The organism is Demequina pilifera (assembly GCF_048814985.1).
Taxonomy (GTDB): domain Bacteria; phylum Actinomycetota; class Actinomycetes; order Actinomycetales; family Demequinaceae; genus Demequina.
Genome location: NZ_JBMDTW010000001.1, coordinates 396354 through 421781, shown reverse-complemented (window position 1 = coordinate 421781; position 25428 = coordinate 396354). Strand labels below are relative to the sequence as shown.

Below are 25428 nucleotides of genomic sequence, written 5' to 3'. Positions count from 1 at the left end.
CGGCCTGCGCCAGGGGTCAGGCGGCGGCCGTGTCTCGGCCGCGACCGGCCGATGCGGTGGCGAGCGGGTCCCACGAGCGTGGGGCGCGCACGACGACGAGCGGCCAGAGCGGGTCCTGGGTAAGGATCAGGGCCGCCGCGTCAGCCTTGAGCTGAGAGATCTCGTCGAACACGTCCTCCATCACGAGGGCGAGAGCGCGGTGCGTGCCGGTGGGGTCGTCCTCGATCGCGGTGACGTCGACGGTGTAGCTCGCGAAGCCGTTGGCGCGCAGCAGGTCCTCGCGCTCGTACGCGTCGTCCTCGGACTCGCCCTCGGAGGCGTAGAGGAAGGGGACCACGACCCCGTGGCTCTCGGGCTGCAGGCTCGAGGTGGAGTGGGCGTCGTACGAGTCGACCGACGTGAACTGCTCCTCGGTGAACACGGTGACGGCGGCCAGGTTCGGGTCGCGCTTCGCGGCGATCATCGCCTGCGCGAGCGGCGACTCGACGCCGGTGTGGCGAGCCGCGATGGTCTCGGGCGAGTACTGGTCGTGCGGAATCAGGTCCGACATGGGTGAGAAGCCGTGGCCATCGTCTCCGCGCTCGCACTCGCCGTGCCCCACGAACAGCGTGCGCAGGCGACGGCGATGAGTCGCGCGGTCGGCGTGCGCCAGCACGAGCGCATGGAGGGGGGAGTGGGACCAGACGCAGGTCCCGGTTTCTTGTACGAGCGTCTCGCGCCAGCGCCGGTCGATGCCGTTGAGGAAGTCGTCGGAGGGTACGCGGCTCGCGTGCGCCGTCCACGTGCTGACGTCGATCAAGGGTCCTCCGTCTCGATGTCAGCACGTGCACACTGGCATCGATCTCTCGGCGCTCCATCTGGGCGTGAGCGGCTGTCATGCCAGGTTAATGGAGCGCTGATGAAACTTTCGAACCCGGGCGTGTGAGATGCCCCACACCCCCGCCTGGGGTCTGTGGAAGATTCCCCCGGGCCCGGGTTCAGGTCACCGCGGCGACGGACTGAAGGGCGATCTCGCGCTCCTCGTTGGTGGGCACCACCCACACCTGAACGCGCGAGTCGTCGGTGCTGATGAGGGTCGGCTGCTTCTTGCGTCCGGCGTTGCGCTCGGGATCGACCTCGATGCCGAGCTCCGAGAGCCCCGCGAGGGACTCGCTCCGCACGCCCTCATCGTTCTCGCCCACCCCCGCGGTGAACACCACGGCGTCGAGGTGGCCCAGCTGCGCGTAGTACTGGCCCACGTACCCGCGGATGCGGCGGCAGTAGACGTCGAGGCCCACGCGGGCATCGTGCGAACCCTCGCGCGCGGCGCGCCACACGTCGCGCATGTCCGAGTACCCCGCGAGCCCCAGCATGCCCGAGCGGCGGTTCAGCAGCGCGTCGACCTCGTCGATGGACATGCCGGCGGTGCGTGCCAGGTGGAGCGTCACGGCGGGGTCGATGTCTCCCGATCGCGTGCCCATCACCAGGCCCTCGAGCGGGGTCAGCCCCATCGACGTGTCGATCGACCGGCCACCCTGGATCGCGGCCGCCGAAGCGCCGTTGCCGAGGTGCAGCACGATGAGCGAGAGGTCCTCGACCGGGCGTCCCATGAGCCGCGCGGTCTCGTGCGACACGTAGCTGTGGGACGTGCCGTGGAAGCCGTACCGCCGCACGCCGTGCTCCTTGGCGACCCTGCGGTCGATCGCGTAGGTGTACGCGGCCTCCGGCAGCGTGGAGTGGAAGGCGGTGTCGAAGATCGCCACGTGCGGCAACTGAGGGAAGGCCTTCCGGGCCGCCGTGATGCCCGCCAGGTTGGGCGGGTTGTGCAGCGGCGCGAGCGTCGAGAGCTTGGCGATCTCCCTCTCCACGTCGTCGTCGATGATGGTGGGCGCCGAGAACTCGGCTCCGCCCTGCACCACGCGGTGCCCCACGACCGTGAGCGCGCTCAAGTCCACCCCCGAGCCCGCCGCCGAGAGGGCCTCGATGATCTGGGTGATCGCCTCGGAGTGATCGGTGACGCGCTCGACGAGGCCGCTGGCGAGCGGCTCCTCGACGGTGGTGTCGACCACCTGGTACTTGACCGAGCTCGAGCCGCAGTTGAGGACGAGTGCCGTCCCCTCGTAGTTCACGCTCACGCGCCTGTCTCCTCGCTGTCCATCTCCTGCGCCTGGATCGCGGTGATCGCGACCGTGTTCACGATGTCCTGCACGAGCGCGCCGCGTGACAGGTCGTTGACGGGCTTGCGCAACCCCTGGAGCACGGGGCCGATCGCGACCGCGCCGGCCGAGCGCTGGACGGCCTTGTAGGTGTTGTTGCCGGTGTTGAGGTCCGGGAAGACCAGCACGGTGGCCCGGCCGGCCACTGGCGAGTCGGGAGCCTTCTTGGCTGCCACCGACGGCTCGACGGCGGCGTCGTATTGCATGGGTCCGTCGACGAGCAGCTCGGGACGACGCTCGCGCACGATCCGCGTGGCCTCCCTGACCTTGTCGACGTCGGAGCCCGTGCCGGACGACCCGGTGGAGTAGGACAGCATCGCCACCCGCGGCTCGATGTGGAACTGGAGCGCGGTCTCGGCGGAGGAGATCGCGATGTCCGCGAGCTGCTCCGCCGTCGGGTCCGGGTTGACGGCGCAGTCGCCGTAGACCAGCACCCGGTCGGCCAGGCACATGAGGAACACGGACGAGACGATCGACACGTGCGGCGCGGTCTTGATGATCTGCAGGGACGGGGTGATGGTGTGTGCGGTGGTGTGCGCCGCTCCCGACACCATGCCGTCCGCGAGGCCCTCGAGCACCATCATGGTGCCGAAGAAGCTCACGTCCTGCACGACTTCGTGGGCCTGCTCGAGAGTGACGCCCTTGTGCGAGCGCAGGTCCGCGTACTTCGCCGCGAACCGATTCACCAGCGTCTCGTCCGCGGTCGAGACGATCCGCGCGTCCTCGATCTCCAGGCCGAGCTCCGCGGCGCGCGCGCGGATCGTGGACTCCGCGCCCAGGATGGTCAGGTCCACGATGCCGCGGGTCAGCAGCGTCGACGCCGCGCGCAGGATCCGGTCGTCCGAGCCCTCCGGCAGCACGATGTGCCGGCGCGCCGCGCGGGCGCGGTCGAGCAGGTCGTACTCGAACATCAGCGGCGTGATCACGTCGGTGCGGGCCACGTCGAGCACGTCGATCAGCGCATCGGAGTCGACGTAGCGCTCGAACATGGACAGGGCCGTGTCGACCTTGAGCGACGACTCCCTGGCGAGGCGGCCGCGAGTGGCGCCGGCGCGTCGCGCCGTCTCGAAGGTGCCCAGGTCGGTCTCGATGACGGGCAGAGCGGACCCGAGGCCGTCGACGAGCCGGCGGATGGGCTCGGAGGAGGGGAATCCCCCGTTGAGGATGATTCCGGCGAGCGCGGGGAAGCCGTCGGCGGCGTGTGCCGCGAGCAGGGCCAGCAGGGCGTCGGAGCGGTCGCCCGGAGTGATCACCACGGCGCCTTCGCGCAGTCGTTCGAGCAGGTGCTCGGGCATCATCGCGCCGACGATCACGTCGCGCACCTCGCGCGACAGCAGCGACTCGTCGCCGGAGACCAGGGTGCCGTCCACCGCCTCCACGAGTGCGGACAGCAACGGCGCGACCAGGACCGGCTCCTCCGGCAGGGCGCTGACGCCCACGTCCGCGGGAAGGACCGCTCGGACCTCGTCGAGATGCTCGAGGTCGCAGCGGTTCGCGAAGACTGCCGCGACCCGCGCGTGGTGCTCCTCGAGTTCGGCGCGTGACTGCTCGACCACCTGGGCGATCTCGTGGGGAGAGCGGCCCAGCCCATGCACCACCAGGGCGACGGGGGAGCCGAGATTGGCCGCGATCCGTGCGTTGAACTCGAACTCCGCGGCGCCGGAGATGTCCGTGTAGTCCGTGCCGACGATCACGACGGCATCGCACTTCTTCGCCACTTCGTGGAACCGGGCCACGATGGTCGCGAGCGCCTTGTCGGGGTCCGCGTGGACGTCGTCGTAGGTCACGCCCACGCTGTCCTCGTAGCTGAGGTCGACGCCGTCGTGGCCCAACAGGAGGTCGAGTACGTAGTCGGAGCCGTCCGCCACGCGGGCGACGGGCCGGAACACTCCTACCCGGCCCACCTTGCGCGCGAGCAGCGCAGTGATGCCGAGCGCGATCGTGGACTTGCCCGTATGGCCCTCGGCGGATGCGATGTAGATGCTCTTGGACACGCCCTCCATCCTTCCACGCGTGGCCGACGCACGCATGCGACGGAGGTCCCGACTGCCGGCATGCCAGGGATGACGGTATGCAACACGCCACACTTCTGCCGGGCGTGTCGGCATCCTCGCCTACACTCGATCCACCGATGGCGGCCGGTACAGCGGCGCACGCGATGGGGGTGCTCCGTGGCGCCGGCCTGCCGTGAACCGGGAACTGAGGCGGGGGCATGACGGGCACACTGGGTCGGCGACCGTTGCGACGCGCCTTCGTCATCATTCTGAACTCGGGCATCAGCGGCCTGGATCCTGTGCGCGCGCGGTCGGTGATGGGCGCCAACCGATTCTTCCTGATGAGCGCCGCCGTGTGTCTGCCGTGGGTGGTCGCGATCGCCGTGGCGCACCCGCCCCAGACCCTGGTCCCCGCTCTCACCCACCTCGCGATGGTGTGCGGGTGGGTGGTGTGCGTAGACCTGAACCGGCGCCGCCACTACGTGGTCGCCTCGGTGATCGGTCTCGCGATGCCCATCATCCAGTTCGCTTACCTGTCGTCGGTGTTCTCGACCGAGGCGGGCTTCCCGCTGCCGCTGCTGACAGTGGGCGCACTCGCCTTCGTGATGTTTCCCCCTCTGCAGTGGCGGGTGGCGGCCACGATCACCGCCATCGCCGCGCTCGTGCTGGTGCGCATGTACATCGCGGCGGACTTCGAGGTCCCCGATGTGGAGGTGAGCGACGGGTGGCTGACCGGGGCCTCGGTAGGGAACGTCATCGTGGTCGTCATGATCGTGTCCGTGCTCGCGCTGTTCAACAACCACTACTTCGTGCGGGAACGGCGGCGCAACGACGAGCTGCTCGCGGAGGCGCAGGTGGCGGCGCGCATCGACGCCCTGACCGAGGTGTACAACCGCCGGGGCATCACCCCGGTCCTGTCTGAGGCCCTGCGCTCCGGCGAGTACGCGCTCGCCCTCGCGGACCTGGACCGGTTCAAGCGCATCAACGACCGTCTGGGTCACGGCGCGGGGGACGTGGTGCTCTCCAACGTCGCGCGGACGCTCGTGGACGCGGTCGGGTCCCGGGGCAGCGTCGCGCGCTGGGGAGGCGAGGAGTTCCTCGTGGTGCTGCCGGGCATGTCGCTCTCCGCCGCCGTCGCCGTGATGGAGGACGCGCGCCGGGCCATGGAGTACGAGTACGGCGACGATGCCTTCCTCGAGCCCGTCACCATCTCCGTGGGCGTCGCTCACGCTCGCCAGCACGCGGGCAAGGAGGAGACCCTGCGGCTCGCCGATGCGAAGCTGTACGAGGCGAAGGAGTCAGGACGGAACCGGGTGCTGGGCGCCAGCGTCGCCACGCCGGCACTGGACTGAGCGGCCGTTTCCGCCGCGCCCCTGGAGCCGGCCGTCGCGGCGAAGTAGGCTGGATACCTTGCGCGCTGCCAGCGGCGATCGGCTGCGGAGCGGTGCGCGGTCGATTGGGAGGTCATCCATGGGCGGGGACCCTGCGCGCGGTGCACGGGGCCGACATCTGAGCGAAGCGGTCGAGCGGCTGCTGGACCGCCGCGTCGGACGGCTCACCGGTGAACCCGGCCGGTCCGTGTCGACCACCCATGGCATCGCGCTGCTCGCGCTCCTGCTCACGCTGTCGTATTCGGCGTTCTTCATCACCTACGACCTGTCGACGTTCGCGCCGCTCATCATCTTCAACCTCGTCGTGTCCGTCATCTACGTGCTGTGCGTGCTGCTCGCCCGTCTGGGGCGCCAGCTCGGCGCCGCCCTGCTCACCCTGGGGACCGCGGTCCTCCAGCTCGTCGTGGCCTCCGCCTATGTGGGCTGGGAGGCCGGGCTTCACCTGTTCATGCTGCTGGGCGCCCAGCTCGTGTTCATGGTGTTCACCGAGGCTCAGCGCGCGCTGCGGTGGGTGTGGGCGTTCGTGGCGCTGTTCGGCTTCCTCGCGTGCCAGTTCCTGCTGCCGGCGTCGAGCGCGATCGTGCAGATGCCTCAGGTGCTGCTCACCGCCTTGTTCTCGGTCAATGCGCTGCTCATATCCAGCATCCTGTTCATCCTCGCGGCCCTCAGCCACTTCCGCGCCGAGCGCGCGCGCCGGCGCGCGGCCGAGCTCGCCGCCCGCGCCGAGTACCTCGCGAACACGGACGCACTCACGGGCCTGGCGAATCGCAGGCCGGTGATGGAGAGGCTCGAGCAGCTGTCCGTGGAGGGCGGGGCGCCCTACTGCCTCGCGATCGCGGACCTGGACCACTTCAAGGACATCAACGACAGGTATGGCCATGCGTGCGGCGACCGCGTGCTCGCGGACATCGGCAACCGGCTCAAGGCGAGCCTGCGGGTCACGGACTCGGTGGGTCGTTGGGGCGGAGAGGAGTTCGTGTTCGTGATCACGGATGCGGAGCTTCCCGACGCGATGGTGTCGATGGAACGCGTGCGCGGGGCCATCGGAAGCGTGGCCGTCGCGTGCACGGGCCACGAGCACCCGATCACGGTGTCGATCGGGCTGACCGAGGGCGAGTACGACGGCAGTCCCCACCACGCGATCCGGCGCGCTGACGACGCCCTGTACGCCTCGAAGGCCGGCGGCCGTGATCGCGTCACCGTCGTCGAGGCGACGGCCGCCGCGCCGGCCGATGCGGACGGGGCGCTCGTGCCGGCCAAGAGCCGCGAGGGTTCGTGACGGCGGTGCGCAGGGTTCTCTGGGCTCGCGTCATCCCGGTGGCGGCATTCGCCACGGCCGCCATCGTGGTGTGCGGAGTCCTCGGCTGGTGGCAGTGGGGACGAGCCTCCGAGCAGGGCGAGGTGCGCCAGCCGGACCCCGCCGTCGCGATCGCGGAGGTGGCCGCGCCCGCGACCACGCCGGGTTCGGAACAGGGCCGGCAGATCTGGGCCGACGGCGAGTTCGCCGCCGACGGTGCGGCCCTCGTCCCTGGCCGCGAGATCGACGGTTCGCCGGCCGTGCTGGTGGTGCGGCCGTTCACGGTCGCGGCCGATGCCACAGGCACGGGGGACAGCGCGACCCTGTCGGTGATCGTCGGCTGGCTCGCCCCGGAGGACGTGGCTGGCTTCGATGCGGGCGCTCCCGCCGATAGGCGCGTCTCCGGATACCTGCGCTCGGGAGAGGGGGCGGCCCCGGCCCCGGATCCAGAGGAGGCTGCTCCAGGCGACGCCTTCTGGGCCGACCGGCTGTCTCCCGCGATCCTCGCGCAGCACTGGGAGGCTCCGCTGTACACGACGCTGCTCAGCGCCGATTCCGCGGAGCCCGGTCTGCAGCCGCTCCCCGCCCCGGAGGTGGAGCGGTCGCTGGACTTCCGGTCGCTCGCGTACGCGATCGAGTGGTGGCTGTTCGGGGGCTTCTTCGCGTTCATCGCGGGCCGATGGATACGGGACAATGGCTTGCGTGAGCGCCAGGCCGTCGAGCCGGCCGGCGCGGCGGACGAGCCCCCCGGAGGACATACGTGACCGAACCCGCACCCGAGCCCAGGGCTGCGCAGGCGACCGAGACGGGAGTGACGCCCGGCGTCCTCACCCGCTACCGCGTGATGGCGTTCATCACCGGCACCCTGCTCATCATCGTCTTTCTCGCGATGCTGCGGTACATCCCCGCGCTCGCGACTCCCGAGTCCTGGGAGCCGTACTTCTCCGTGCTCGCGCAGGTCCATGGCTTCATCTACATCGTCTACCTCGTGACCGTGTGGCAGCTGTGGTCGCGGGCGCGCTGGGGCTACGGCCGCCTCGCCACCCTCTTCCTGGGCGGCGTGGTGCCGCTGCTGTCCTTCTTCATCGAGAGCCGGGTCACCCGCGAGGTGCGCCCCGGACAGGAGGCCTGACCCATGCCCGCTACCCAGCATCGGCCCGTCCTGGTGGTCGACTTCGGCGCGCAGTACGCCCAGCTGATCGCCCGGCGCGTCCGCGAGGCCGACGTCTACTCCGAGGTCGTGCCCCATTCCATGAGCGCCGCGGACATGCTGGCCAAGGATCCGCTGGCCGTGATCCTCTCCGGCGGGCCGGCCTCGGTCTACGCCGACGGTGCGCCGCGCATCGACCCCGCGCTGTTCGACGGCGGCGTGCCCGTGATGGGCATCTGCTACGGATTCCAGGAGATGGCCCGCGCACTGGGCGGCACCGTCGCCAAGACCGGGCTGCGTGAGTACGGGCGCACGCAGGCCACCGTCGCGAGTCCCGGCACCGCGCTCGCGGGCAGCCCGGAGGTCCAAGAGGTGTGGATGAGCCACGGCGACTCCGTGCAGGAGGCGCCCGAGGGCTTCACGGTCCTCGCGAGCTCCGAGGGCGCCCCCGTCGCGGCGTTCGAGGACCTCGAGCGGCGCATGTGCGGCGTGCAGTGGCACCCCGAGGTCAAGCACACGCCGCTCGGTCAGCACGCGATCGAGAACTTCCTGTACAACGTCGCGGGCCTGCGCGCGGACTGGACCAGCGAGAACGTGATCGACGAGCAGGTCGAGCTGATCCGGGCGCAGGTGGGCGACAAGCGGGTCATCTGTGCGCTCTCTGGTGGCGTGGATTCCGCGGTCGCGGCGGCGATCGTGCAGCGTGCCGTCGGTGACCAGCTCACGTGCATCCACGTCGACCACGGGCTCATGCGCGCGGGCGAGGTCGAGCAGATCGAGAAGGACTTCGTGACCTCGACGGGCGTGCGCCTGATCATTCGCGACGAGAAGGAGCGGTTCCTGACCGCGCTCAAGGGCGTCTCCGACCCCGAGACCAAGCGCAAGATCATCGGCCGGGAGTTCATCCGGGTGTTCGAGGACTCCGCGCGCCAGGTGGTCGAGGAGGCCGGAGCGCACGGTGAAGAGGTGGAGTTCCTGGTCCAGGGGACGCTCTACCCGGACGTGGTCGAGTCCGGTGGCGGCGAGGGTGCCGCGAACATCAAGAGCCACCACAACGTGGGCGGGCTCCCGGACGACCTGCAGTTCTCGCTGATCGAGCCGCTGCGCACCCTGTTCAAGGACGAGGTGCGCGCCGTGGGCCGCGAGCTGGGCCTGCCCGAGGAGATCGTGGGCCGCCAGCCGTTCCCCGGTCCCGGCCTCGGCATCCGCATCATCGGCGAGGTCACCTGGGAGCGGCTCGAGATCCTGCGCCGTGCCGACGCGATCGCGCGTGACGAGCTCACCAAGGCGGGGCTCGACCAGGACATCTGGCAGTGCCCCGTGGTGCTGCTCGCGGACGTCCGCTCGGTGGGGGTCCAAGGCGATGGCCGCACCTACGGACACCCGGTGGTGCTGCGTCCCGTGTCCTCCGAGGACGCGATGACCGCCGACTGGACCCGCGTGCCGTACGAGACCCTGGCGCACATCTCGAACCGCATCACCAACGACGTGGCGGAGATCAACCGGGTCGTGCTGGACGTGACGTCCAAGCCGCCGGGCACGATCGAGTGGGAGTAGACCCCCACTCCGCCTCAGCGCCCGTGTGGACCGTGAGAGCCGGTTCTGGAGAGTCCGCGCGCCCTGGCGGACCGTGAGCGTCGTCCTCTCGCGCGCCGACCCTCAGCGGTCGCGGTCGGCCTCGGCCTCGCGGTCGGCGGTCTCGTCCGTGGGTCCCTCGCCGGCGGCCGATGCGGTCCCCGGGTCGGAGCGCTCCGTCGCCTCGGCAGCGTGGCCGGGCTCAGCGCTCTCGCGTGGCTCGGCCCCCGCACGGTCGGCGGGCGCGGGGGCCGCGCTGGAATCCGCGGATTCGGTGCGCCCCACGCGCTCCTCGACGGTCGGCGCGGTCGCGCGCGAGATCTCGCGCTTGCGGCCGATGCCGGAGACGGCGGCGGACAGCAGCAGCCACCCGCCGATCGCCGCGAGCACGATGATGGCGGCCAGCTCAAGGTCGATCTCGTAGCCCGAGTACGACGCGATCAGCAGCACTCCCATGCCTGCCACGAGCAGTCCCCACAGGGCGCTGGAGATGCGCTGGCCCGCACGGCGGCGGGGGTTCGCGATGGACGTCATGACTGCTCCTCCTGGATGAAGATGGCCGCATCGGTGCCGGTGGGGACGATCTCGAGCACGGGGTCGCCGGGATTGGTGAACGCGAGCCAGTCGCCGTCACCGGACTGCTCGTCGCCCCAGAAGTCACACGCGAGGTCGCGCTGCTCCCACGCCACGTGGGCGTAGTCGCCCCTCGCCACGGTCACGCTGGTGCCGGCTGGAACGGTCAGAGTGGTCGCACCGTCGCCGACTTCGAGCGACGTGTCGGCGGTCACCTCGTCGAGCCGGATGCTGGCCTGGCCCGCACCGGCCCAGGACTCCGGGTCCCCAGCCCAGTCCGGATCGTCCGAGGCCGACAGCGCCCAGCACCCCGAGGCGATGTACACCTGCGCGTAGTCGTCCTCGAAGGGAGCGGTCAGGTTCAGCGCCGGGTCGGCGGGCTCGACCGGTTCGGCCGAGGCCGCGGTGGTCTCGACGCCCTCGCCGATGGTCACGTCGACGTCCCACCAGCCCCACGGCTGGTCGTAGTCGGCGCGGATCTGGTCCGCATTCGCCGCCAGCGGCACGGCCGCGAGCACGGCGAGCACGGACAGGAATCCCAGGAACCCGAGCTTGCGGCCGCTGAGGGCCACCCCGATGAGCACGACGCCCAGCCCGACCGTCACGACCGCGCCCCATGCCAGCACGGGGCTGACCGCGAGACTGTCGGCCCGCTCGACCCCGATCACCACTGCCGCAGCGACCAGCAGCACGCCGAGGAAGGCCAGGTAGCCGCCCTTGCCCGGTCCAGGCACGGAGGGCCGGGGCGGAGTGTAGGGCGCGTAGGGGACCGGGGGCACCGGTGGTGCGGGGGGCGTCGGCGGCGCGGCATGCCCCGGCGCACCGGGGGGCGGCGTGGGGGCGCCGGCGGCGCCTGCCACACGGGGGTCGCCCGGCTTCAGTGCGGGTTCCCAGGGCTGGGGGGCGTAGGGAACGGACTGGTCGACGGCCGATGCGCGGGACCGCTCGTTCGGCTGCGCCCGCCCATCGCTCGCGGCGGGGCCAGCGGCTGTGGCGCCTTCCTCTCCGCCGTCCACCCGGGTGGCGGGGGCGACAGGGGGCGGCGCGCTCGCGCCGTCCCCCGCGGCCGGCCCACCCGAGCCGAACGAACCGGCTGAACCGGCCCCCGCATCGGCCGTGCCGGGCGCGCCGGACCCGGCGGGCGCATCGGGCGTGGAAGCCCAGCCCGAGGCAGGAGGGTTCTGGTCCTTGGAGCGCTTCACGAGCCACACGATCAGCACGATCACGCCGGAGATGATCAGCAGCGGGATCGTGACGGCCAGCAGGACGGCGATCACTCGGGCGACCTCGCCCACACCACCGCCGTTGAACATACCGCCGCCCCAGATCCATGGGTCGGCGCCGAGGCCGAGAGCGCCGAACAGCGGTCCGTCGTTGAGAGCGCCGAACCCGAACAGTGTCAGCACCGCGATGCCCAGCAGCGCGCCCACGTTGGTGACGCCCCTGCCGAAGTTCTGGATGATGATGTTGCCGCGGCGGTCGGGCAGCAGCCCCCATGCGGCGGCGTAGGCGAGCATGACGAGCCCCGACAACAGGAACCACGCCAGGACCACGATGAGTCGCGCGGGCACGGCCGCCATCCCCACCCGGGCTCCGAGCCCCTCGACGACGCCGCCGACCACGCCGTGCTCGCCTCGCGTGAGGCCCCACTGGCGGATCGTGGTGAAGAACGCTGCCTCCCTCGGGGGCTGCGGCTGCTCGGTCATGGCTCTCCTCTAATGATCGTGGCGTCACGGACGCCGGTGCTGACTCCAGTGTCGTCCCGGCCCGGCGGCGGACGCTATGAGGTACCCCCCTGATTGGTCCCCTGATTCTCGTGGGGGCACGACCCTGAGATGCGCACGATGAAGGGTCGCGCGAGGCCGCGCTGTGTGACGATGACTCCATGACGACCCAGGCCCATCGCCCGGTGGCCGCGCCCCTCGCGCGCCGCCGCGGCGTGCCGACCGCGTGGAAGGTGCTGGGGGGACTGGCGCTGCTCACGGTGGCGGCCGTCCTTGCGGTGGGCCGGTGGGGGACTGAGGATCTGCCGCCGTGGGCGGTCCCGCTGGTGGTCTACCTCGCCGGTCTGGGAGTGGTGTGGAGTCCTCTGGACGGAGCCTTCGGGCAGGATGCTCGCCGGCTCGACGTCGCGGGAATCTTCCGACGCGACGCGTGGCTGCGGCTGCTCGTGGGGCTGCTGCTGGGCATCGGCGCCATGTGGTGGTTCGCGATGTGGGACTTCACCGACAACGGCGTGCTGCGCGGCATCGTGACGCCGCTGGTGATCGCCGGGGGCGGTGCGCTGCTGCTCACGCCGTGGTGGCTGCGACTGCTGCGCCAGGTGGGCATCGAACGCGACGAGCGCATCCGCGAGCACGAGCGCGCGGAGATCGCGGCGCACCTGCACGACTCGGTGCTGCAGACCCTCACCCTGATTCGCGCCCGCGCGAACGACCCGGACTCGGTGGCGCGCCTGGCGCGCGCCCAGGAACGCGACCTGCGCTCGTATCTCTACCAGGACCGTCCGAGCGTCGAGGAGTCGGTCGCGAGCGCGATCAAGGCCGCGGTGGCGGAGGTCGAGGACGCCCACGGGGTCGCGATCGATACGGTGTGCGTGGGCGACGCGCCCACGGACGAGTGGCTGGGGGCGGCGGTGCAGGCAGCGCGAGAGGCGATCGCGAACGCCGCGCGCCACGGCTCCGAGCCCATCAGCGTGTACGCGGAGCTCACGGCGGAGGCCTACGAGGTGTTCGTGCGCGACTCCGGGCCGGGCTTCGACCCCGAGGCCGTGCCGGCGGACAGGCTGGGAATCCGCCAGTCCATCGTGGGCAGGGTCGCGCGGCACGGCGGCGGGGCCGAGGTGCGCTCCGCGCCCGGCGACAAGACAGAGGTGATGATCGTGATGCCAAGAGGAGGATCCCGATGAGCGTGACAGTGGTGATCGTGGACGACCACGACGTGATTCGCGTCGGGGTGCGCGAGTCCCTGGACGACGACATCCGCGTGGTGGGCGAGGCCCACGACGTGGACTCCGCGGTCGCGGAGATCCTGGAGGCGCGTCCGCAGGTGGTGATCCTGGACGTGCACCTCCCCGGCGGCCAGGGCGGCGGCGCTCTCGACGTGCTCGCCGACCTCAAGGGCCGCGTCGACGGCACCCGGGTGCTGGCGCTGTCGGTATCCGACTCGGCGGAGGACGTCGTGTCGGTGATCCGCGCGGGCGCCCGCGGCTACGTCACCAAGTCCATCTCCGGCCCGGAGCTGTCCGATGCGGTCAGGCGCGTCGCGTCCGGCGACGCGGTGTTCTCGCCGCGGCTCGCAGGGTTCGTGCTCGACGCCTTCGGCGCCGCCGGCGGGGAGGTGGCGCACGCCGACGAGGACCTCGACAAGCTCACGGCTCGCGAGCAGGAGGTGATGCGCCTGATCGCCCGCGGCTACACCTACCGCGAGGTGGGGGAGAAGCTGTTCATCTCGATCAAGACGGTCGAGACGCACGTGGGCAAGGTGCTCCACAAGCTGCAGCTGACGAACCGTCACGAGCTCGCGCACTGGGCCGCCCAGCGGCGCATCGTCTAGGCGCCTGCGAGGCTCTCAGCATCGGGCCTGCTACGCTGGTGTCACTTGCAGGACCATCCCCGGTCCTCCTGCGTCGCAGATGGCTTCTCCTTCTCGCCGCAGCCGGTCACTGACACGGCAGCGAGGCTCGTAGAAAATCTCTTCGGCGAACGAACGCGTGAACCTCGCGCGATTCGCCACCACCGCTGGTGCCGTGATCGACACGGACACGTCGCGCTGTCGCGCGGCAAGCACTGGCGCACTGCCCCGAAAGGCACCCGCTTTGTCTGACACCACCTTCGCCACTCTTGGCGTGCCCACCAAGATCACCAACGTCCTCGATGCGGAGGGCAAGTCGAACGCCTTCCCGATCCAGGTCGACACCCTGCCCGACACTCTGTCGGGCCGCGACGTCTTGGGCCGCGGCCGCACGGGCTCCGGAAAGACGCTCGCCTTCGCGATCCCGATGGCCGCTCGCCTGGGCGAGAAGGGCGGTCGCGCCCGCCCGAACCACCCCCGCGGACTCGTGCTCGCGCCGACCCGTGAGCTCGCGACGCAGATCGAGGCGGTCATCGCCCCGCTCGCCGCCGCGTACGGCCTCACCACGACCACCATCTTCGGCGGCGTCAAGCAGCACCGCCAGGAGGTCGCGCTGCGTCGCGGCGCCGACATCGTGGTGGCCTGCCCCGGCCGCCTCGAGGACCTCATGAAGCAGGGCCACGTCAAGCTCGACTCGGTCGACATCACGGTTCTCGACGAGGCCGACCACATGGCGGACCTGGGCTTCCTGCCCGGTGTCACCCGCATCATGACGGCCACTCCGACCACCGGGCAGCGCATGCTGTTCTCCGCGACGCTGGACAACGGCGTCGACAAGCTGGTGCGCCGCTTCCTGTCCAACCCCGTCACCCACTCGGTCGACTCTGCGGAGTCGCCCGTCGCGGCCATGACCCACCACGTCTTCCACGTCGCATCGGCCGATGCGAAGCGGGACGTGGTGCACGCGCTCGCCTCGGGCACGGGTCGCCGGATCCTCTTCATGCGCACCAAGCACCACGCCAAGCGCCTCGCCAAGCAGCTGTCCGACGCCGGCATCCCCGCCGTCGACCTGCACGGCAACCTGTCGCAGGCCAAGCGCGACAAGAACCTCGCGCAGTTCGCGGAGGGCACGCACCGCGTGCTGGTCGCCACGGACGTCGCGGCTCGCGGCGTGCACGTCGACGACGTCGAGCTCGTGGTGCACGTCGACCCGCCCACCGAGCACAAGGCGTACCTGCACCGCTCGGGCCGCACAGCGCGCGCCGGCTCCGACGGCGACGTCGTGACCCTGGTGCTGCCGGAGCAGCGTCGCGACTCGGTTCAGCTCATGCGCAAGGCCAAGATCACCGCGGAGCCGCAGGCCGTCTCCGCTCAAACCGACGCCGTGACCAAGCTTGTCGGCGAGGTCGCGCCGTTCGTGAAGCCGGCCGCAACCCCGATTCGCCAGCCGCAGGGCGGCCGCAGCCAGGGCGGGCGCTCGCGCACGTCGGGTGGCCGCTCGGGCCGTCCCGAGGGCGGCAACGGACGCCCCCGCACCGAGGGCGACCACGGTCGCCGTCGCTCGTCGGGTGGCGGCGGTGGCGCCGGTCGCTCGCGTCGCTCCAGCGGCCAGCGCGCCGGGTACAGCGCCTAGCCATTCCTCCCGAAAGCCGCATGTCGAGCCTGGCTCGACGTGCGGCTTTCGTCTGGATTGTGTAGAACAAGGACTATGAGCCTGCCCTTTGCGGAGCGGAGCGAGGTGCGGCGCGTGCGGGATGCCCTGCCGCCGGTCACGGCCTCGGACAGTGCGCGCCAGGTCTACGGCGCGATGATGGAGACCCAGGTCGCGCCCGCGCTTCGCGACTGGGGATTCGACGGCGACGACGGCCGCTTCGACTACCCCAGCCGCGTGTGGCACCTGAGCCTCGCCTTCCTGCCCGCCGCGTGGAACACGGTCGCGCGCTACCAGTTCGATGTGAACGTGGTCGCCGTGAGCCGGGTCGAATGGGACCAGTGGCGCGTGAGCGAGCCCGGCCTGCCCGAGCGGCCTGATGCCGCGAAGTACTACGCGCACGACTTCGTTCCGGGCGGCGGACTGATGGCGCGCCTCGGCGAGCTTCAGCGCTCGGGATTGGACAGGCGCTGGACCGTCCGCGCCGGGGTGGACCCCGCCCCCGTGGCCGCGGAGCTGCTCGCGGGAATGAAGCTGCACGTACTGCCGCAGTTCGCGGGCCGCGCGGAGGCGCGGCCGCTGACTGCCTGATCCCGCGCATCGGCCGTCCGCCCCTGCGCCCGGTCCGCGACGTCCTGCCTCTTGTAAGCGGTGGGAATCGTCAGTATCGTCACCTTCACACGCGCGCGCTCCGGTGCGCCACGGGGGACCAGAGCCGAACTTGGCGGTGGCGAAGATGACGACGATGAGCGCAAGCGCGCGCCACGACGAGACGCAGTCGAGGCTGCGCGCCCTCGCCTTCTGGGTCGGCCACCACCCGGCGGCCGAGCCCGCCCCGCAGATCGGCCCCTCGCCGGACCTGGATCGCGCCGCACGCGACGCGATGCGTGCCCGTCGGATCGGCGAACTCGTGCTGATGGTCCCCGAGCTCAAGCGCCTCGCTCACGACTCCCGCGCCCCGGTGCGTGCCACCGCCGCGCGGTGCTTCGCGATCCTCGCCACCGCGGGCCGCGCGCCGGCGGACCGCGAGGTGTTCCGGCTGCTGCTCGGGTTGTCGAAGTACGACGAGGACGAGGACGTGCGGGCGGCCGCGGACTCGGCGCTGAGGGCGCTCGAACGTCATGGCACGGTCGCGACGGCGTGCTCCGGCTGAGGTCCCTCGAGAACCCCTCCACAGGCCCCGCCGCCCGGCCGCCCGCGTCGGCCCCACGCCCTAGACTCGACGGGTCATGGATGCACTCTTCGATCTCGCCGACCGTTCCCACTCCCCCCTCGTGGAGGGCCTGAACCCTGCCCAGGCGGAGGCGGTGCTGCACGGGGGCGAGGCGCTGCTCATCATCGCGGGCGCGGGCTCCGGCAAGACCCGGGTGCTCACCCACCGCATCGCGCACCTGCTCGAGGCGGGGCGCGCGCGTCCGCACGAGATCCTCGCCATCACGTTCACGAACAAGGCCGCCGGCGAGATGCGCGAGCGCGTGGCGGCGCTGGTGGGCCCCCAGGCGCGCGGCATGTGGGTCGCGACGTTCCACAGCGCTTGCGTGCGGATCCTGCGCGCGGACTACGAGGCGGCGGGGCTCAAGTCCACGTTCTCGATCTACGACTCCGCCGACTCCCAGAACCTCATGAAGCTGGTCATGAAGGAACAGGACATCGACCCCAAGAAGTTCACGGCGAAGGCGCTGCTGAACCGCATCGGCACCTTCAAGGACGAGCTCATCGACCCGGCCGCCGCCCTCGCCGCCACCGAGATGGCCAGCAAGTTCAGCATCGAGCACGCCGCCGGCCGCGCGTACGGCGAGTACCAGCGCCGCCTCGAGGCCGCCAACGCCGTCGACTTCGACGACATCATCGTCAAGACCGTGCACCTGCTGCAGCGCCACCCCGACATCGCGCGCCGCTACCGCGAGCGGTTCCGCCATGTGCTCGTCGACGAGTACCAGGACACCAACCACGCGCAGTACGTGCTGGTGCGCGAGCTCGTGGGTCCCGAGGGCGACGCGAGCCTGCCCCCTGGCGAACTCACCGTCGTGGGCGACGCGGACCAGTCCATCTACGCCTTCCGCGGCGCGACGATCCGCAACATCCTGGAGTTCGAGAAGGACTATCCGCGCGCCCACATCGTGCGTCTGGAGCAGAACTACCGCTCCACGCAGAACATCCTCACCGCCGCCAACTCCGTGATCTCCAACAATCAGGGGCGGCCACCCAAGAACCTGTGGACCGATGCCGGAGCGGGCGAGCGCATCCGCGCCTTCGCGGGCGACACCGAGCAGGAGGAGGCGAAGTACATCGCCGACGAGATCGCTCGGCTGATCCGCGAGCACGACGTCGCGCCGTCCGACGTGGCGGTGATGTACCGCGCCAACGCGCAGTCGCGAGCCATCGAGGAGCGGTTCATGCGCGCCGACGTGCCCTACAAGGTGGTGGGCGGCACGCGCTTCTACGAGCGCAAGGAGATCAAGGATGCGCTCGCGTACCTCTCCGCAGTCGTGAACGAGGACGACGACGTCGCCATGCGGCGCGTCATCAACACGCCACGACGCGGCATCGGCGACACCGCTGTGGAGGCGATCGACCGCCTGCGGCGGGAGCGCACCACGGCCGATGCGCCCGTCAGCTTCGGCGCGGCGCTCAGGTGGGCGGACGAGGCGGGGCTGCAGGCGCGCGCGGTGCGCGCGATCGGCGCTTTCGTGTCCCTCATGGACGACCTGCGTGCGCTGGCCGCGGACAACGGGCCGGCGGGAGTGCTCGACGCGATCGCGGACCGGTCCGGGATGATCGCGGCGTATCGCGCGTCGGAGGACCCGCAGGACGCCTCGCGCGTCGAGAACGTCATGGAGCTGGTGTCGGTCGGCCGCGAGTTCTCGGAGGAGAACCCCGACGGCACGCTCGCGGACTTCCTCGAGAAGGTCGCGCTGGTGGCGGACGCGGACCAGCTGCCCGACGGCGACGGCGGAGGGGGAGTGGTGACGCTGATGACCCTCCACACCGCCAAGGGCCTCGAGTTTCCCGTGGTGTTCATCACCGGCATGGAGGACGGGACGTTCCCGCACATGCGGTCGATCGAATCCGGTCTGCCAAAGGACATGGAGGAGGAGCGGCGCCTGGCCTACGTGGGCCTCACCCGCGCCCGCGAACGGCTGTACCTGACCCGCGCCGAGGTCCGCTCGAGCTGGGGAGCGCCGCAGTACTTCGGGGTGTCCCGCTTCGCCGACGAGATCCCGGCGGAGCTGATCGAGTGGTCACGCTCGGAGCAGTCGATGGCGTCGCTGCGGGCGCGGACCGAGCGGCGGGGCTCTGCCGGCTGGTCGTCGATGAGCTACGGCGGATCGCAGGACCGCGAGGACGGCAACGCGTACTCGCGGGCGGGAGCGGTGCGCACCCGCAGCGTGCCGCCGAGCCCGCCAGGAGGCTCGTCGGACATCGGCTTCGAGGTGGGCGACCGGGTGGTGAGCGACAAGTTCGGCATGGGCAAGGTCGTCGGCACCGAGGGCAGCGGTCGCAATGCCGTGGCGAAGGTCGACTTCGGATCCGAGGGCGTCAAGCGCCTGGTGCTGCGGTTCAACCGGCTCGACAAGCTCTAGACCGCCGCGATGCGCATACGGGCTCGCTAGGCTGGGCGAGACGTCCCCAACTGTTGGAGGAACCAGTGGAATCCAAGACCTCGAAGGTGTCGATCGTCGGTGCGGGAGCCGTCGGCGCGACCCTCGCGTACGCCGGCCTCATGCGCGGCTTCGCGCGCACTGTCGCGCTGTACGACATCAACAAGGCCAAGGTCGAGGCCGAGGCGCTGGACCTCGCGCAGGGCATCCAGTTCATGCCCGAGGCGACCGTGGTGGGCTCCGACGATGTCGGCGTGGTCGAGGGATCCGACGTGGTGGTCGTGACGGCGGGCGCCAAGCAGCAGCCCGGCCAGTCGCGGATGGACCTCGCGGGCGCGACCATCTCGCTCATGGACAAGGTGCTGCCCCCGCTCATGGACGTGGCGCCCAACGCGATCTACATCCTCGTCACCAATCCGGTCGACGTGGTGACGCTCGCGGCCATCAAGAAGTCGGGGATGGACCCGGCGCGCATGTTCGGCTCCGGCACCGCTCTCGACACCTCTCGCCTGCGCCACCAGGTCGCGCAGGCCTGCAACGTCGCCGTGGGCAACGTGCACGCGTACATCGCGGGCGAGCACGGCGACTCCGAGGTGGCGCTGTGGTCGTCCGCGACCGTCGGCGGTCAGCCGCTCGGGCAGTGGCGCGACCGCGACGGCGAGATCGTCATGACTCCCGAGCGTCGCGAGCGCATTCACCACGACGTCATGCGTTCGGCCTACACGATCATCGAGGGCAAGGGCGCGACCAACTACGCGATCGGCGTCGCCGGAGCACGCATCGTGGAGGCGGTGCTGGGCGACCAGCGGCGGATCATGCCGGTGTCGACGCTGATCGACTACCCCGGAGTGGGAGAGGTGTGCATGTCGCTGCCCGCGGTCATCGGCCGCCACGGCATCGAGCACCATGCCGACACCCCGATGGACGAGTCTGAGAGCATGGCCCTGGAGGCATCGGCGCGCTCGATCCGCGAGACCGCGGAACGGTTCGGCGCGGTCTGACGCGCGCTACGCCGCGCGGGATGGATGGACCACGACCGGCGTGCCCACTCCCACCCCCGGGGTGCTCGCGATGTCCGTGATCGTGGCGTTCGTCAGCCGCACGCAGCCGTTCGAGGCCGCCTGACCCAGCAGCTCGGGATCGTTGGTGCCGTGCAGCGCGATCTGCGGCGGCCCGCCGTCGAACTCCTCGAGCGTCTCCGACCAGCCGTTGAGGCCCAGGGCGTAGGCGCCGTAGACCCCGCTGGGGTTGGCCGTGAAGTCCAGCACGTCGGTGACCCAGAACACGCCGAGCGGCGTCGGTGAGGCCTGCTCACCGATCACCGCCTGTGCGATCACGGTGGTCTCCGGGCCCACGCTGACCTCGACCTCGCGCTCGTCGAGATAGACGTCGATGCGCGTGTCGACCGAGGTGACGACCGCATCGGCCGCGCGCACCCATGCGGAGCGGTGGTTGGGTGCGCCCGGCAGCTCGACCAGGATCCATTCCTCGCCGTCGACGCTCTCGCGCGCGAACCCGAGCAGCGTGGTCGGCGACCCGAGCGCGGTCCACGGGCCCAGACGCTCGGCGGGCGACTCGTCGCGGGGGTCGTCGAAGACCTCGATCCCCGCCTCCCCGGACTCGATCACGATGTCGCCGGGAACCACCTCGGGGCCGGCCTCAGTGGGCGACGGGGACGCCTCGCGCGTCGGGGAGGAGTCCGCCTCCAGGGGGGAGGGAGCGGCGGCCGTGACCGGCTCGGTCCCGCCGCCTGCCATGGCGACGGCGCCCCACGCCACGCCGGCGATCACGATGACTGCCGCGGTCGCGAGCTGGAGTCGCCGGGTGCGCGGCGACGGCCCGGCCGCCGTGTGCTGCGGGGCCCGGCTGACGGGTTCCGGGCGGCCACCAGGGCGCGATGGCGGGCTGTCGTGGGCGGGCACGCACACCAGAGTAGACGTGCCCCGGCGGGCCCCGGCGCGGGCGGCGGTGTGGGGTCCGTGGGTGCGGCGGTGTGGTCAGACAGGGCCGGCGGCGGGCACGATGGGGGCCATGACGCTGATCCGCCGCTACTTCGCGGTGACCTGGCACGCCCGCACCTGGCGCGAGGTGACGTACCTGCTGCTCGGGCTGCCCGTGGCGATCGTGTGGTTCACGTACACCGTCTCGATGTACCTGACGGGCGTCGCGCTCGTGATCGTGTGGGTGGGCGTGGTCATCGTCGCCCTGGTCCAGTGGACGCTGAGGCCGATCGGGGACTTCGAGCGTGGAACCGCGAACGCCCTGCTGCACGCCGGCATCGACGAACCGCCGCCCCGTCGCTACCGGCTCCGCGAACCCGGCAAGGTGCCCACCCTCGAGGGCACCGGCAACTGGGGGTATGCGCTGCTCTACGACGCGCAGGGGTGGCGCACCCTCGCGTGGCTGATGATGCGGATCGTGCTCGGGCCCGTGGGGTTCGTCCTCGCACTGTGCGCGATCGTGGTGCCGGTGGCGCTGACCGGGGCGTGGGTCGCCGCCCTCGCGCACACCGTGGGCCTGACGGTGGTGCAGGGGAGCGACGAGCAGGCGGCTCGCGCGGTGGCCGACACGGTCGCGTTCTGGATCCTGGTGGGCACGCCGGTGGTGGCCCTCGCGGTGCCGATGTTCGCGTGGGTGACCCACTACTACGCGAGCCTGGTGGCGCTGCTCGCGCGGGCGGTGCTCGGTCCAGGCGGGAGCGCACGCATCGCCGAGGCGACCGAGAGGGCCGAGCTGGCGGAGACCCAGGTGCGCGTCGACCAGGAGCTGCACGACAGCATCGGGCACATGATCACCATGAACATCGTCCAGGCGGGCGCGGGAGCCCACGTCTTCGACGCCGACCCCGACTTCGCGCGGCAGGCGCTGCGCAACATCGAGGAGCGGGGCCGCGTCGCGATGGGCGAACTGGACCGGATCATCGCGGCGATCAGGGGAGACGACGCGCAGTCGCGCGCGCCGGTGCCCACGCTGGAGGATCTTCCGGGGCTGGTGGACCAGGCGCGCTCCGCAGGCCTCGACGTCGAGACGCGACTCGAGGCCGAGCCGACCCCCGCGGCCCTGTCCCGGGCGGCCTATGCGGTGGTGCGGGAGAGCGTCACGAACGCCGCCAAGCACGCGCCGGGGGCGAGCATCCATCTCCATGTGACGACCCTCGACGACGCGTTGGCGGTGTGCGTGCGCAACGGCCCGGCGACGCCGGGGGAGGCGCCGCTGACGGGGCTGCGGCCGGCGCACGCGGGGATCGGGCGCGGGGTCGCGGGGATCCGCGACCGGGCGGCGCTGCTGGGCGGCGTGAGCGTGATCGGGCCCTGCCCGGACGGAGGCTACGAGGTGATGGTGCTGCTGCCGCTCGGGATGGCGCTCGCCGCCCCGGCAGACGGCGCCCACGCGGGGGGCGAGGGATGCTGCCAGTGGAACAGGGCCCGTGCCAGGGTGGGCGCATGAGAGTCGTGATCGTCGACGATGATCCGCTGGTCCGCATGGGACTCGGCGCGATCCTGAAGTCAGAGCCAGGGTGGGACGTGGTTGCGGAGGCCGGCGATGGGGCCGCCGCGCTGGCCGAGGTGAGGCGCACCGCCCCCGACGTGGTGCTCATGGACGTGCGCATGCCGGGCATGGACGGTCTCGAGGCGACCCGCCTCATCGTGGAGTCCGGCTCCGCCGCCAAGGTGCTGGTGCTCACGACCTTCGACGTCGACGAGTACGTGTTCCAGGCGATGCGGGCGGGCGCGTCGGGATTCGTGCTCAAGCGCGTGCCGCCCGCCGAGCTGATCGAGGCGGTGCGGGTGGTGGCGGCCGGGGAGTCGCTGGTGTTCCCCGCCTCGACCAGGGCGGTGATCGAGAGGTTCGCCGGCCCCGACGACGGGGAGCTGCCCGACCTGACCGAACGCGAGCAGGACGTCCTGCGCGAGCTCGCCCGAGGACTGTCCAACCCGGAGATCGCCGCACGCCTGTTCGTGTCCGGCGAGACGGTCAAGTCGCACGTCGCGGCGATCCTCACCAAGCTCGGCGTGCGGGACCGCACCCAGGCGGTGATCGTGGCGTACGAATCGGGATTCGTGCGCCCGGGCGGCGGCGAGGACGAGTAGCCCGGCGGGCGTCGGACGCGACGAGGGCCGGCCACCCGTGGCGGGTTGCCGGCCCTCGTCGCGCGTCCGGGGGGTCAGCCCGTGAAGGTCGCCTGCACCGCGAGCGCGACGGGGTCGACGATGAGGCCGTTGGCCTCCCCGTCCTCGTCCAGCTCGCCGCCATCGGTCAGCGTGTACGTGACCGTGGTGCCGTCGTCGCTGAACGTCGCGTCCCCGACCTCGCCCCACACGCCGTCCGTGGACTTGAGCAGAGTCGTGAAGGGGCGCGGGGCCGTGAGCGTGATCTCGACCGAATCGCCGGGCCCCGGCACGTCCACCGTGAAGCCGGCCGCGCCGTACGGCAGCGCGGTGTCGGCCGGCGGAGGGGTGTCGAGGTCGCCCGTCGGGATCCACGCGATGTCGGTGACCGCCAGCGCCGGGTCGGCGGTGCCGAAGATGATGCCCGCGTCCGTGGGCACCTCGAACTCGATGAGCGAGCCCTGCGGCTGCGCGTCCTGTTCGAGCTCGACCGCGCCGATGTCCTTCGCCTGACCCTGGGGCCGCGTCACTCCGCGCTGGTCGACCGTGACATCCGACGTGGCGTCGTCGACCGCGTCGACGAGCGGGCCGGAGGCTGCGGGCAGCAGCGTGGGGGTCGGGCCGCCGTTGTCGGCCAGCGTGCCCAGCTGAGGATCGAGACCCTCGCCGATGTCGCCCGGCCCCGACCAGTCGGCCGTGCAGGAGCCGTCCGCGTCGAAGTTGGCCGCCGTCGTGGCAGCGCCGTCGATCTCGCACGAGGCGACCGTGCCCCCAGCACTCCACACGCTTGCGGTGAGAGCGGTCGCGGTTGCGTCGAGCACGCCCAGATCGACCGCCGCGCCCGCAGACGAGTTGTCCGCGAACGTCGAGTGGGTGATCGCGACCCCGTCTGCCCCATCGACCGCGATGGCCGGGGCGGCTGCCTCGGAGGCGTTCGCGACGACCGTCGAGTTGGTGACCGAGACGTCGGCGTCCGGCGCCGAGACGGCGATCGCCGCTGGCCCGTCCGCCGACTCGTTGCCGATGAACGTCGAGCCGGTGACCTCCACGCCGCCCTCGAACCACACCGCGCCCCCGGCACCCGCCGAGGAGTTGGCGTCGAGAAGGCTGTCGGTGACCGCGAGCGACGTGCGCTCGACCTCCGCGCCCACGCTGAACGCGATCGCGCCACCGATGCCGTCGCTGGCGTTGCCGCGCAGCGTGCTGTCGGCGATGGTGACCTCGCCGTCCACGGCGAGCGCACCGCCCTCGATGTAGCCCTCCGCCGAGCTGAGGCTCGTGGCGAGGTTGTCGGTGAAGGAGGAGCCGGTGAAGGCCGCGGCCGGGCCGAAGGAGGCGACCGCGCCGCCCGTCTCCGCGACGTTCTGGGCGAAGGCCGAACCTGACACGTCGGTGCTGCCGAACGAGAAGATCGCCGCGCCGGCCACCGCCTCGTTCCCGGCGAACGTGGAGCCGGTGACGGTCACGGTGGGAAGGCTCGGCGCGCCGTCGGCCTCGGGGCCCTGCGACATGAGGACTGGCCAGTTGCTGACCGCCCCGCCGAGCCCGCCCGCGTTGTCCTGGAACACGGAGTCGGTGATGACGATGTCGCCCAAGGCAGCGACGGCGGCGCCGCCGGGGAACGCGCCCGGTCCGCCTGGTGTGGCGAGCAGCCCGTTGCCCGAGACGTCGACGCCGTCAAGGTGCAGCGTCCCGCCGCCGGCGTGCGCGATCGTGCCCGTGCCGGAGAAGCCGGTGACGGTCAGCCCACTGACGGTGACGTCCGGTCCGGCCCCAGGCGGCACCGGGATGACGTCGTCGAGCGGCACCTCCTGGGCCACGGGGCCCTCGAGGCCGAGGCTGACCTCGAGGAACGCGCCCCCGTCGACCTGGAGGTCCGAGTTGTCCCGGCCCGGTCCGGTGATGGTGATGCCCGCGCTCGCCCCCTCGACGGTGAGCGGTTGGGTGCCCGAGTACCGGTTCTGAGCGGTCGCCGGCACCGTGAAGCTGTCGGTGAGGGTGATGGTCTGCGCGCCCTCGGTCGCCTCGGACGCGCACCGGAGCTCGGCCTCGTAGTCGGCGGCGTCGGCGGCGAGGCCGTCGCAGTCGACGGCGGCCGATGCGGGGGAGACGGACGCGGGTGAGACGACGAGCGCTGCGGTGAGCAACCCCAGCCCTGTCGCGGAGAGCACCTTGGCGGCGCGGATGGGCGTGGGGAATCGGGTCGTAGGCATGGGGCCCTCACCTTGAAGGTTGTGTCGTACCTCGTACGGCGGGAACGCTACCAGAATGCGACGCGGCGCCGAGGGGCGACGCATGGCCGACGCACGGACCGGTGG

21 protein-coding genes are annotated in these 25428 nt (G+C 71.4%); 14 read left to right on the top strand and 7 right to left on the bottom strand.

Going from position 1 to position 25428, the window contains the following annotated elements:
• Nucleotides 1-16: 16 nt before the first annotated feature.
• The 3 genes from ACNI14_RS01875 to pta form a co-directional block, all read right to left on the bottom strand.
• The gene (locus ACNI14_RS01875; protein ID WP_420518233.1) at nucleotides 17-799 is read right to left on the bottom strand and encodes a phosphoketolase family protein; all 783 of its coding nucleotides are present in this window, start codon (nucleotides 797-799) and stop codon (nucleotides 17-19) included.
• 178 nt (nucleotides 800-977) lie between these two features.
• The gene (locus ACNI14_RS01870; RefSeq protein ID WP_420518232.1) at nucleotides 978-2114 is read right to left on the bottom strand and encodes an acetate kinase; all 1137 of its coding nucleotides are present in this window, start codon (nucleotides 2112-2114) and stop codon (nucleotides 978-980) included.
• Nucleotides 2111-4198, bottom strand: a complete 2088-nt coding sequence (gene pta, locus ACNI14_RS01865) for a phosphate acetyltransferase (protein ID WP_420518231.1) — start codon at nucleotides 4196-4198, stop codon at nucleotides 2111-2113. Before pta ends, ACNI14_RS01870 begins: the two co-directional genes overlap by 4 nt.
• 209 nt (nucleotides 4199-4407) lie before the next feature.
• On the opposite strand from pta, the gene ACNI14_RS01860 reads away from it, so the two are divergent.
• The 5 genes from ACNI14_RS01860 (at nucleotide 4408) to guaA (ending at nucleotide 9584) form a co-directional block, all read left to right on the top strand.
• On the top strand, nucleotides 4408-5541 hold the full coding sequence (locus ACNI14_RS01860; RefSeq protein WP_420518230.1) for a GGDEF domain-containing protein: 1134 nt from the start codon (nucleotides 4408-4410) through the stop codon (nucleotides 5539-5541).
• A 118-nt stretch (nucleotides 5542-5659) separates the two neighbouring features.
• Nucleotides 5660-6859, top strand: a complete 1200-nt coding sequence (locus ACNI14_RS01855) for a GGDEF domain-containing protein (RefSeq protein ID WP_420518229.1) — start codon at nucleotides 5660-5662, stop codon at nucleotides 6857-6859.
• A 5-nt stretch (nucleotides 6860-6864) separates the two neighbouring features.
• Nucleotides 6865-7641, top strand: coding sequence for an SURF1 family protein (locus ACNI14_RS01850; protein ID WP_420518228.1), 777 nt, complete (start codon nucleotides 6865-6867; stop codon nucleotides 7639-7641).
• Entirely contained in the window at nucleotides 7638-8009 is a 372-nt protein-coding gene (locus ACNI14_RS01845; RefSeq protein WP_420518227.1) for a DUF3817 domain-containing protein, read from the top strand. The genes ACNI14_RS01850 and ACNI14_RS01845 overlap by 4 nt, the downstream gene beginning before the upstream one ends.
• Before the next feature lie 3 nt (nucleotides 8010-8012).
• The gene (guaA, locus tag ACNI14_RS01840; protein WP_420518226.1) at nucleotides 8013-9584 is read left to right on the top strand and encodes a glutamine-hydrolyzing GMP synthase; all 1572 of its coding nucleotides are present in this window, start codon (nucleotides 8013-8015) and stop codon (nucleotides 9582-9584) included.
• Nucleotides 9585-9686: 102 nt separating this feature from the next.
• On the opposite strand, the gene ACNI14_RS01835 is transcribed toward guaA, so the two are convergent.
• Together ACNI14_RS01835 and ACNI14_RS01830 are read right to left on the bottom strand one after the other, a co-directional pair.
• Nucleotides 9687-10136 carry a hypothetical protein gene (locus ACNI14_RS01835; protein ID WP_420518224.1) on the bottom strand — a complete coding sequence of 150 codons (450 nt, stop codon included), beginning with the start codon at nucleotides 10134-10136 and terminating at the stop codon, nucleotides 9687-9689.
• Nucleotides 10133-11881 (bottom strand): PspC domain-containing protein, encoded by a 1749-nt coding sequence (locus ACNI14_RS01830; RefSeq protein ID WP_420518223.1) that lies wholly within the window; start codon nucleotides 11879-11881, stop codon nucleotides 10133-10135. The genes ACNI14_RS01835 and ACNI14_RS01830 overlap by 4 nt, the downstream gene beginning before the upstream one ends.
• Before the next feature lie 179 nt (nucleotides 11882-12060).
• Here ACNI14_RS01830 and ACNI14_RS01825 point away from each other — a divergent pair, with 179 nt between their 5' ends.
• From ACNI14_RS01825 to ACNI14_RS01795, 7 genes are all read left to right on the top strand, one after another.
• Nucleotides 12061-13083 (top strand): sensor histidine kinase, encoded by a 1023-nt coding sequence (locus ACNI14_RS01825; RefSeq protein ID WP_420518222.1) that lies wholly within the window; start codon nucleotides 12061-12063, stop codon nucleotides 13081-13083.
• Nucleotides 13080-13730 carry a response regulator gene (locus ACNI14_RS01820; RefSeq protein ID WP_420518221.1) on the top strand — a complete coding sequence of 217 codons (651 nt, stop codon included), beginning with the start codon at nucleotides 13080-13082 and terminating at the stop codon, nucleotides 13728-13730. Before ACNI14_RS01825 ends, ACNI14_RS01820 begins: the two co-directional genes overlap by 4 nt.
• Nucleotides 13731-13992: 262 nt before the next feature.
• Nucleotides 13993-15381, top strand: a complete 1389-nt coding sequence (locus ACNI14_RS01815; RefSeq protein ID WP_420518220.1) for a DEAD/DEAH box helicase — start codon at nucleotides 13993-13995, stop codon at nucleotides 15379-15381.
• 75 nt (nucleotides 15382-15456) lie between these two features.
• A complete protein-coding gene (locus tag ACNI14_RS01810) occupies nucleotides 15457-15990 on the top strand; it encodes a hypothetical protein (protein WP_420518219.1) in 534 nt (177 codons plus the stop codon).
• Nucleotides 15991-16144: 154 nt separating this feature from the next.
• Nucleotides 16145-16552: a hypothetical protein gene (locus tag ACNI14_RS01805; protein ID WP_420518218.1), complete on the top strand. Its 408-nt coding sequence runs from the start codon at nucleotides 16145-16147 to the stop codon at nucleotides 16550-16552.
• Between the two features lie 76 nt (nucleotides 16553-16628).
• Nucleotides 16629-18983: a DNA helicase PcrA gene (pcrA, locus tag ACNI14_RS01800; RefSeq protein ID WP_420518217.1), complete on the top strand. Its 2355-nt coding sequence runs from the start codon at nucleotides 16629-16631 to the stop codon at nucleotides 18981-18983.
• 65 nt (nucleotides 18984-19048) lie between these two features.
• On the top strand, nucleotides 19049-20002 hold the full coding sequence (locus tag ACNI14_RS01795; RefSeq protein ID WP_420518216.1) for an L-lactate dehydrogenase: 954 nt from the start codon (nucleotides 19049-19051) through the stop codon (nucleotides 20000-20002).
• 6 nt (nucleotides 20003-20008) lie between these two features.
• Here the strand turns inward: ACNI14_RS01795 and ACNI14_RS01790 are convergent, their stop codons facing one another.
• Nucleotides 20009-20923, bottom strand: a complete 915-nt coding sequence (locus tag ACNI14_RS01790; RefSeq protein WP_420518215.1) for a L,D-transpeptidase family protein — start codon at nucleotides 20921-20923, stop codon at nucleotides 20009-20011.
• Between the two features lie 109 nt (nucleotides 20924-21032).
• Between ACNI14_RS01790 and ACNI14_RS01785 the strand changes: the two genes are divergently transcribed.
• Nucleotides 21033-22448 carry a sensor histidine kinase gene (locus tag ACNI14_RS01785; RefSeq protein WP_420518214.1) on the top strand — a complete coding sequence of 472 codons (1416 nt, stop codon included), beginning with the start codon at nucleotides 21033-21035 and terminating at the stop codon, nucleotides 22446-22448.
• Nucleotides 22445-23092, top strand: a complete 648-nt coding sequence (locus ACNI14_RS01780; RefSeq protein WP_420518213.1) for a response regulator transcription factor — start codon at nucleotides 22445-22447, stop codon at nucleotides 23090-23092. Before ACNI14_RS01785 ends, ACNI14_RS01780 begins: the two co-directional genes overlap by 4 nt.
• A 74-nt stretch (nucleotides 23093-23166) precedes the next feature.
• Here ACNI14_RS01780 and ACNI14_RS01775 read toward each other — a convergent pair whose 3' ends face one another.
• Nucleotides 23167-25323: a choice-of-anchor U domain-containing protein gene (locus ACNI14_RS01775; RefSeq protein ID WP_420518212.1), complete on the bottom strand. Its 2157-nt coding sequence runs from the start codon at nucleotides 25321-25323 to the stop codon at nucleotides 23167-23169.
• Nucleotides 25324-25428 lie beyond the last annotated feature (105 nt).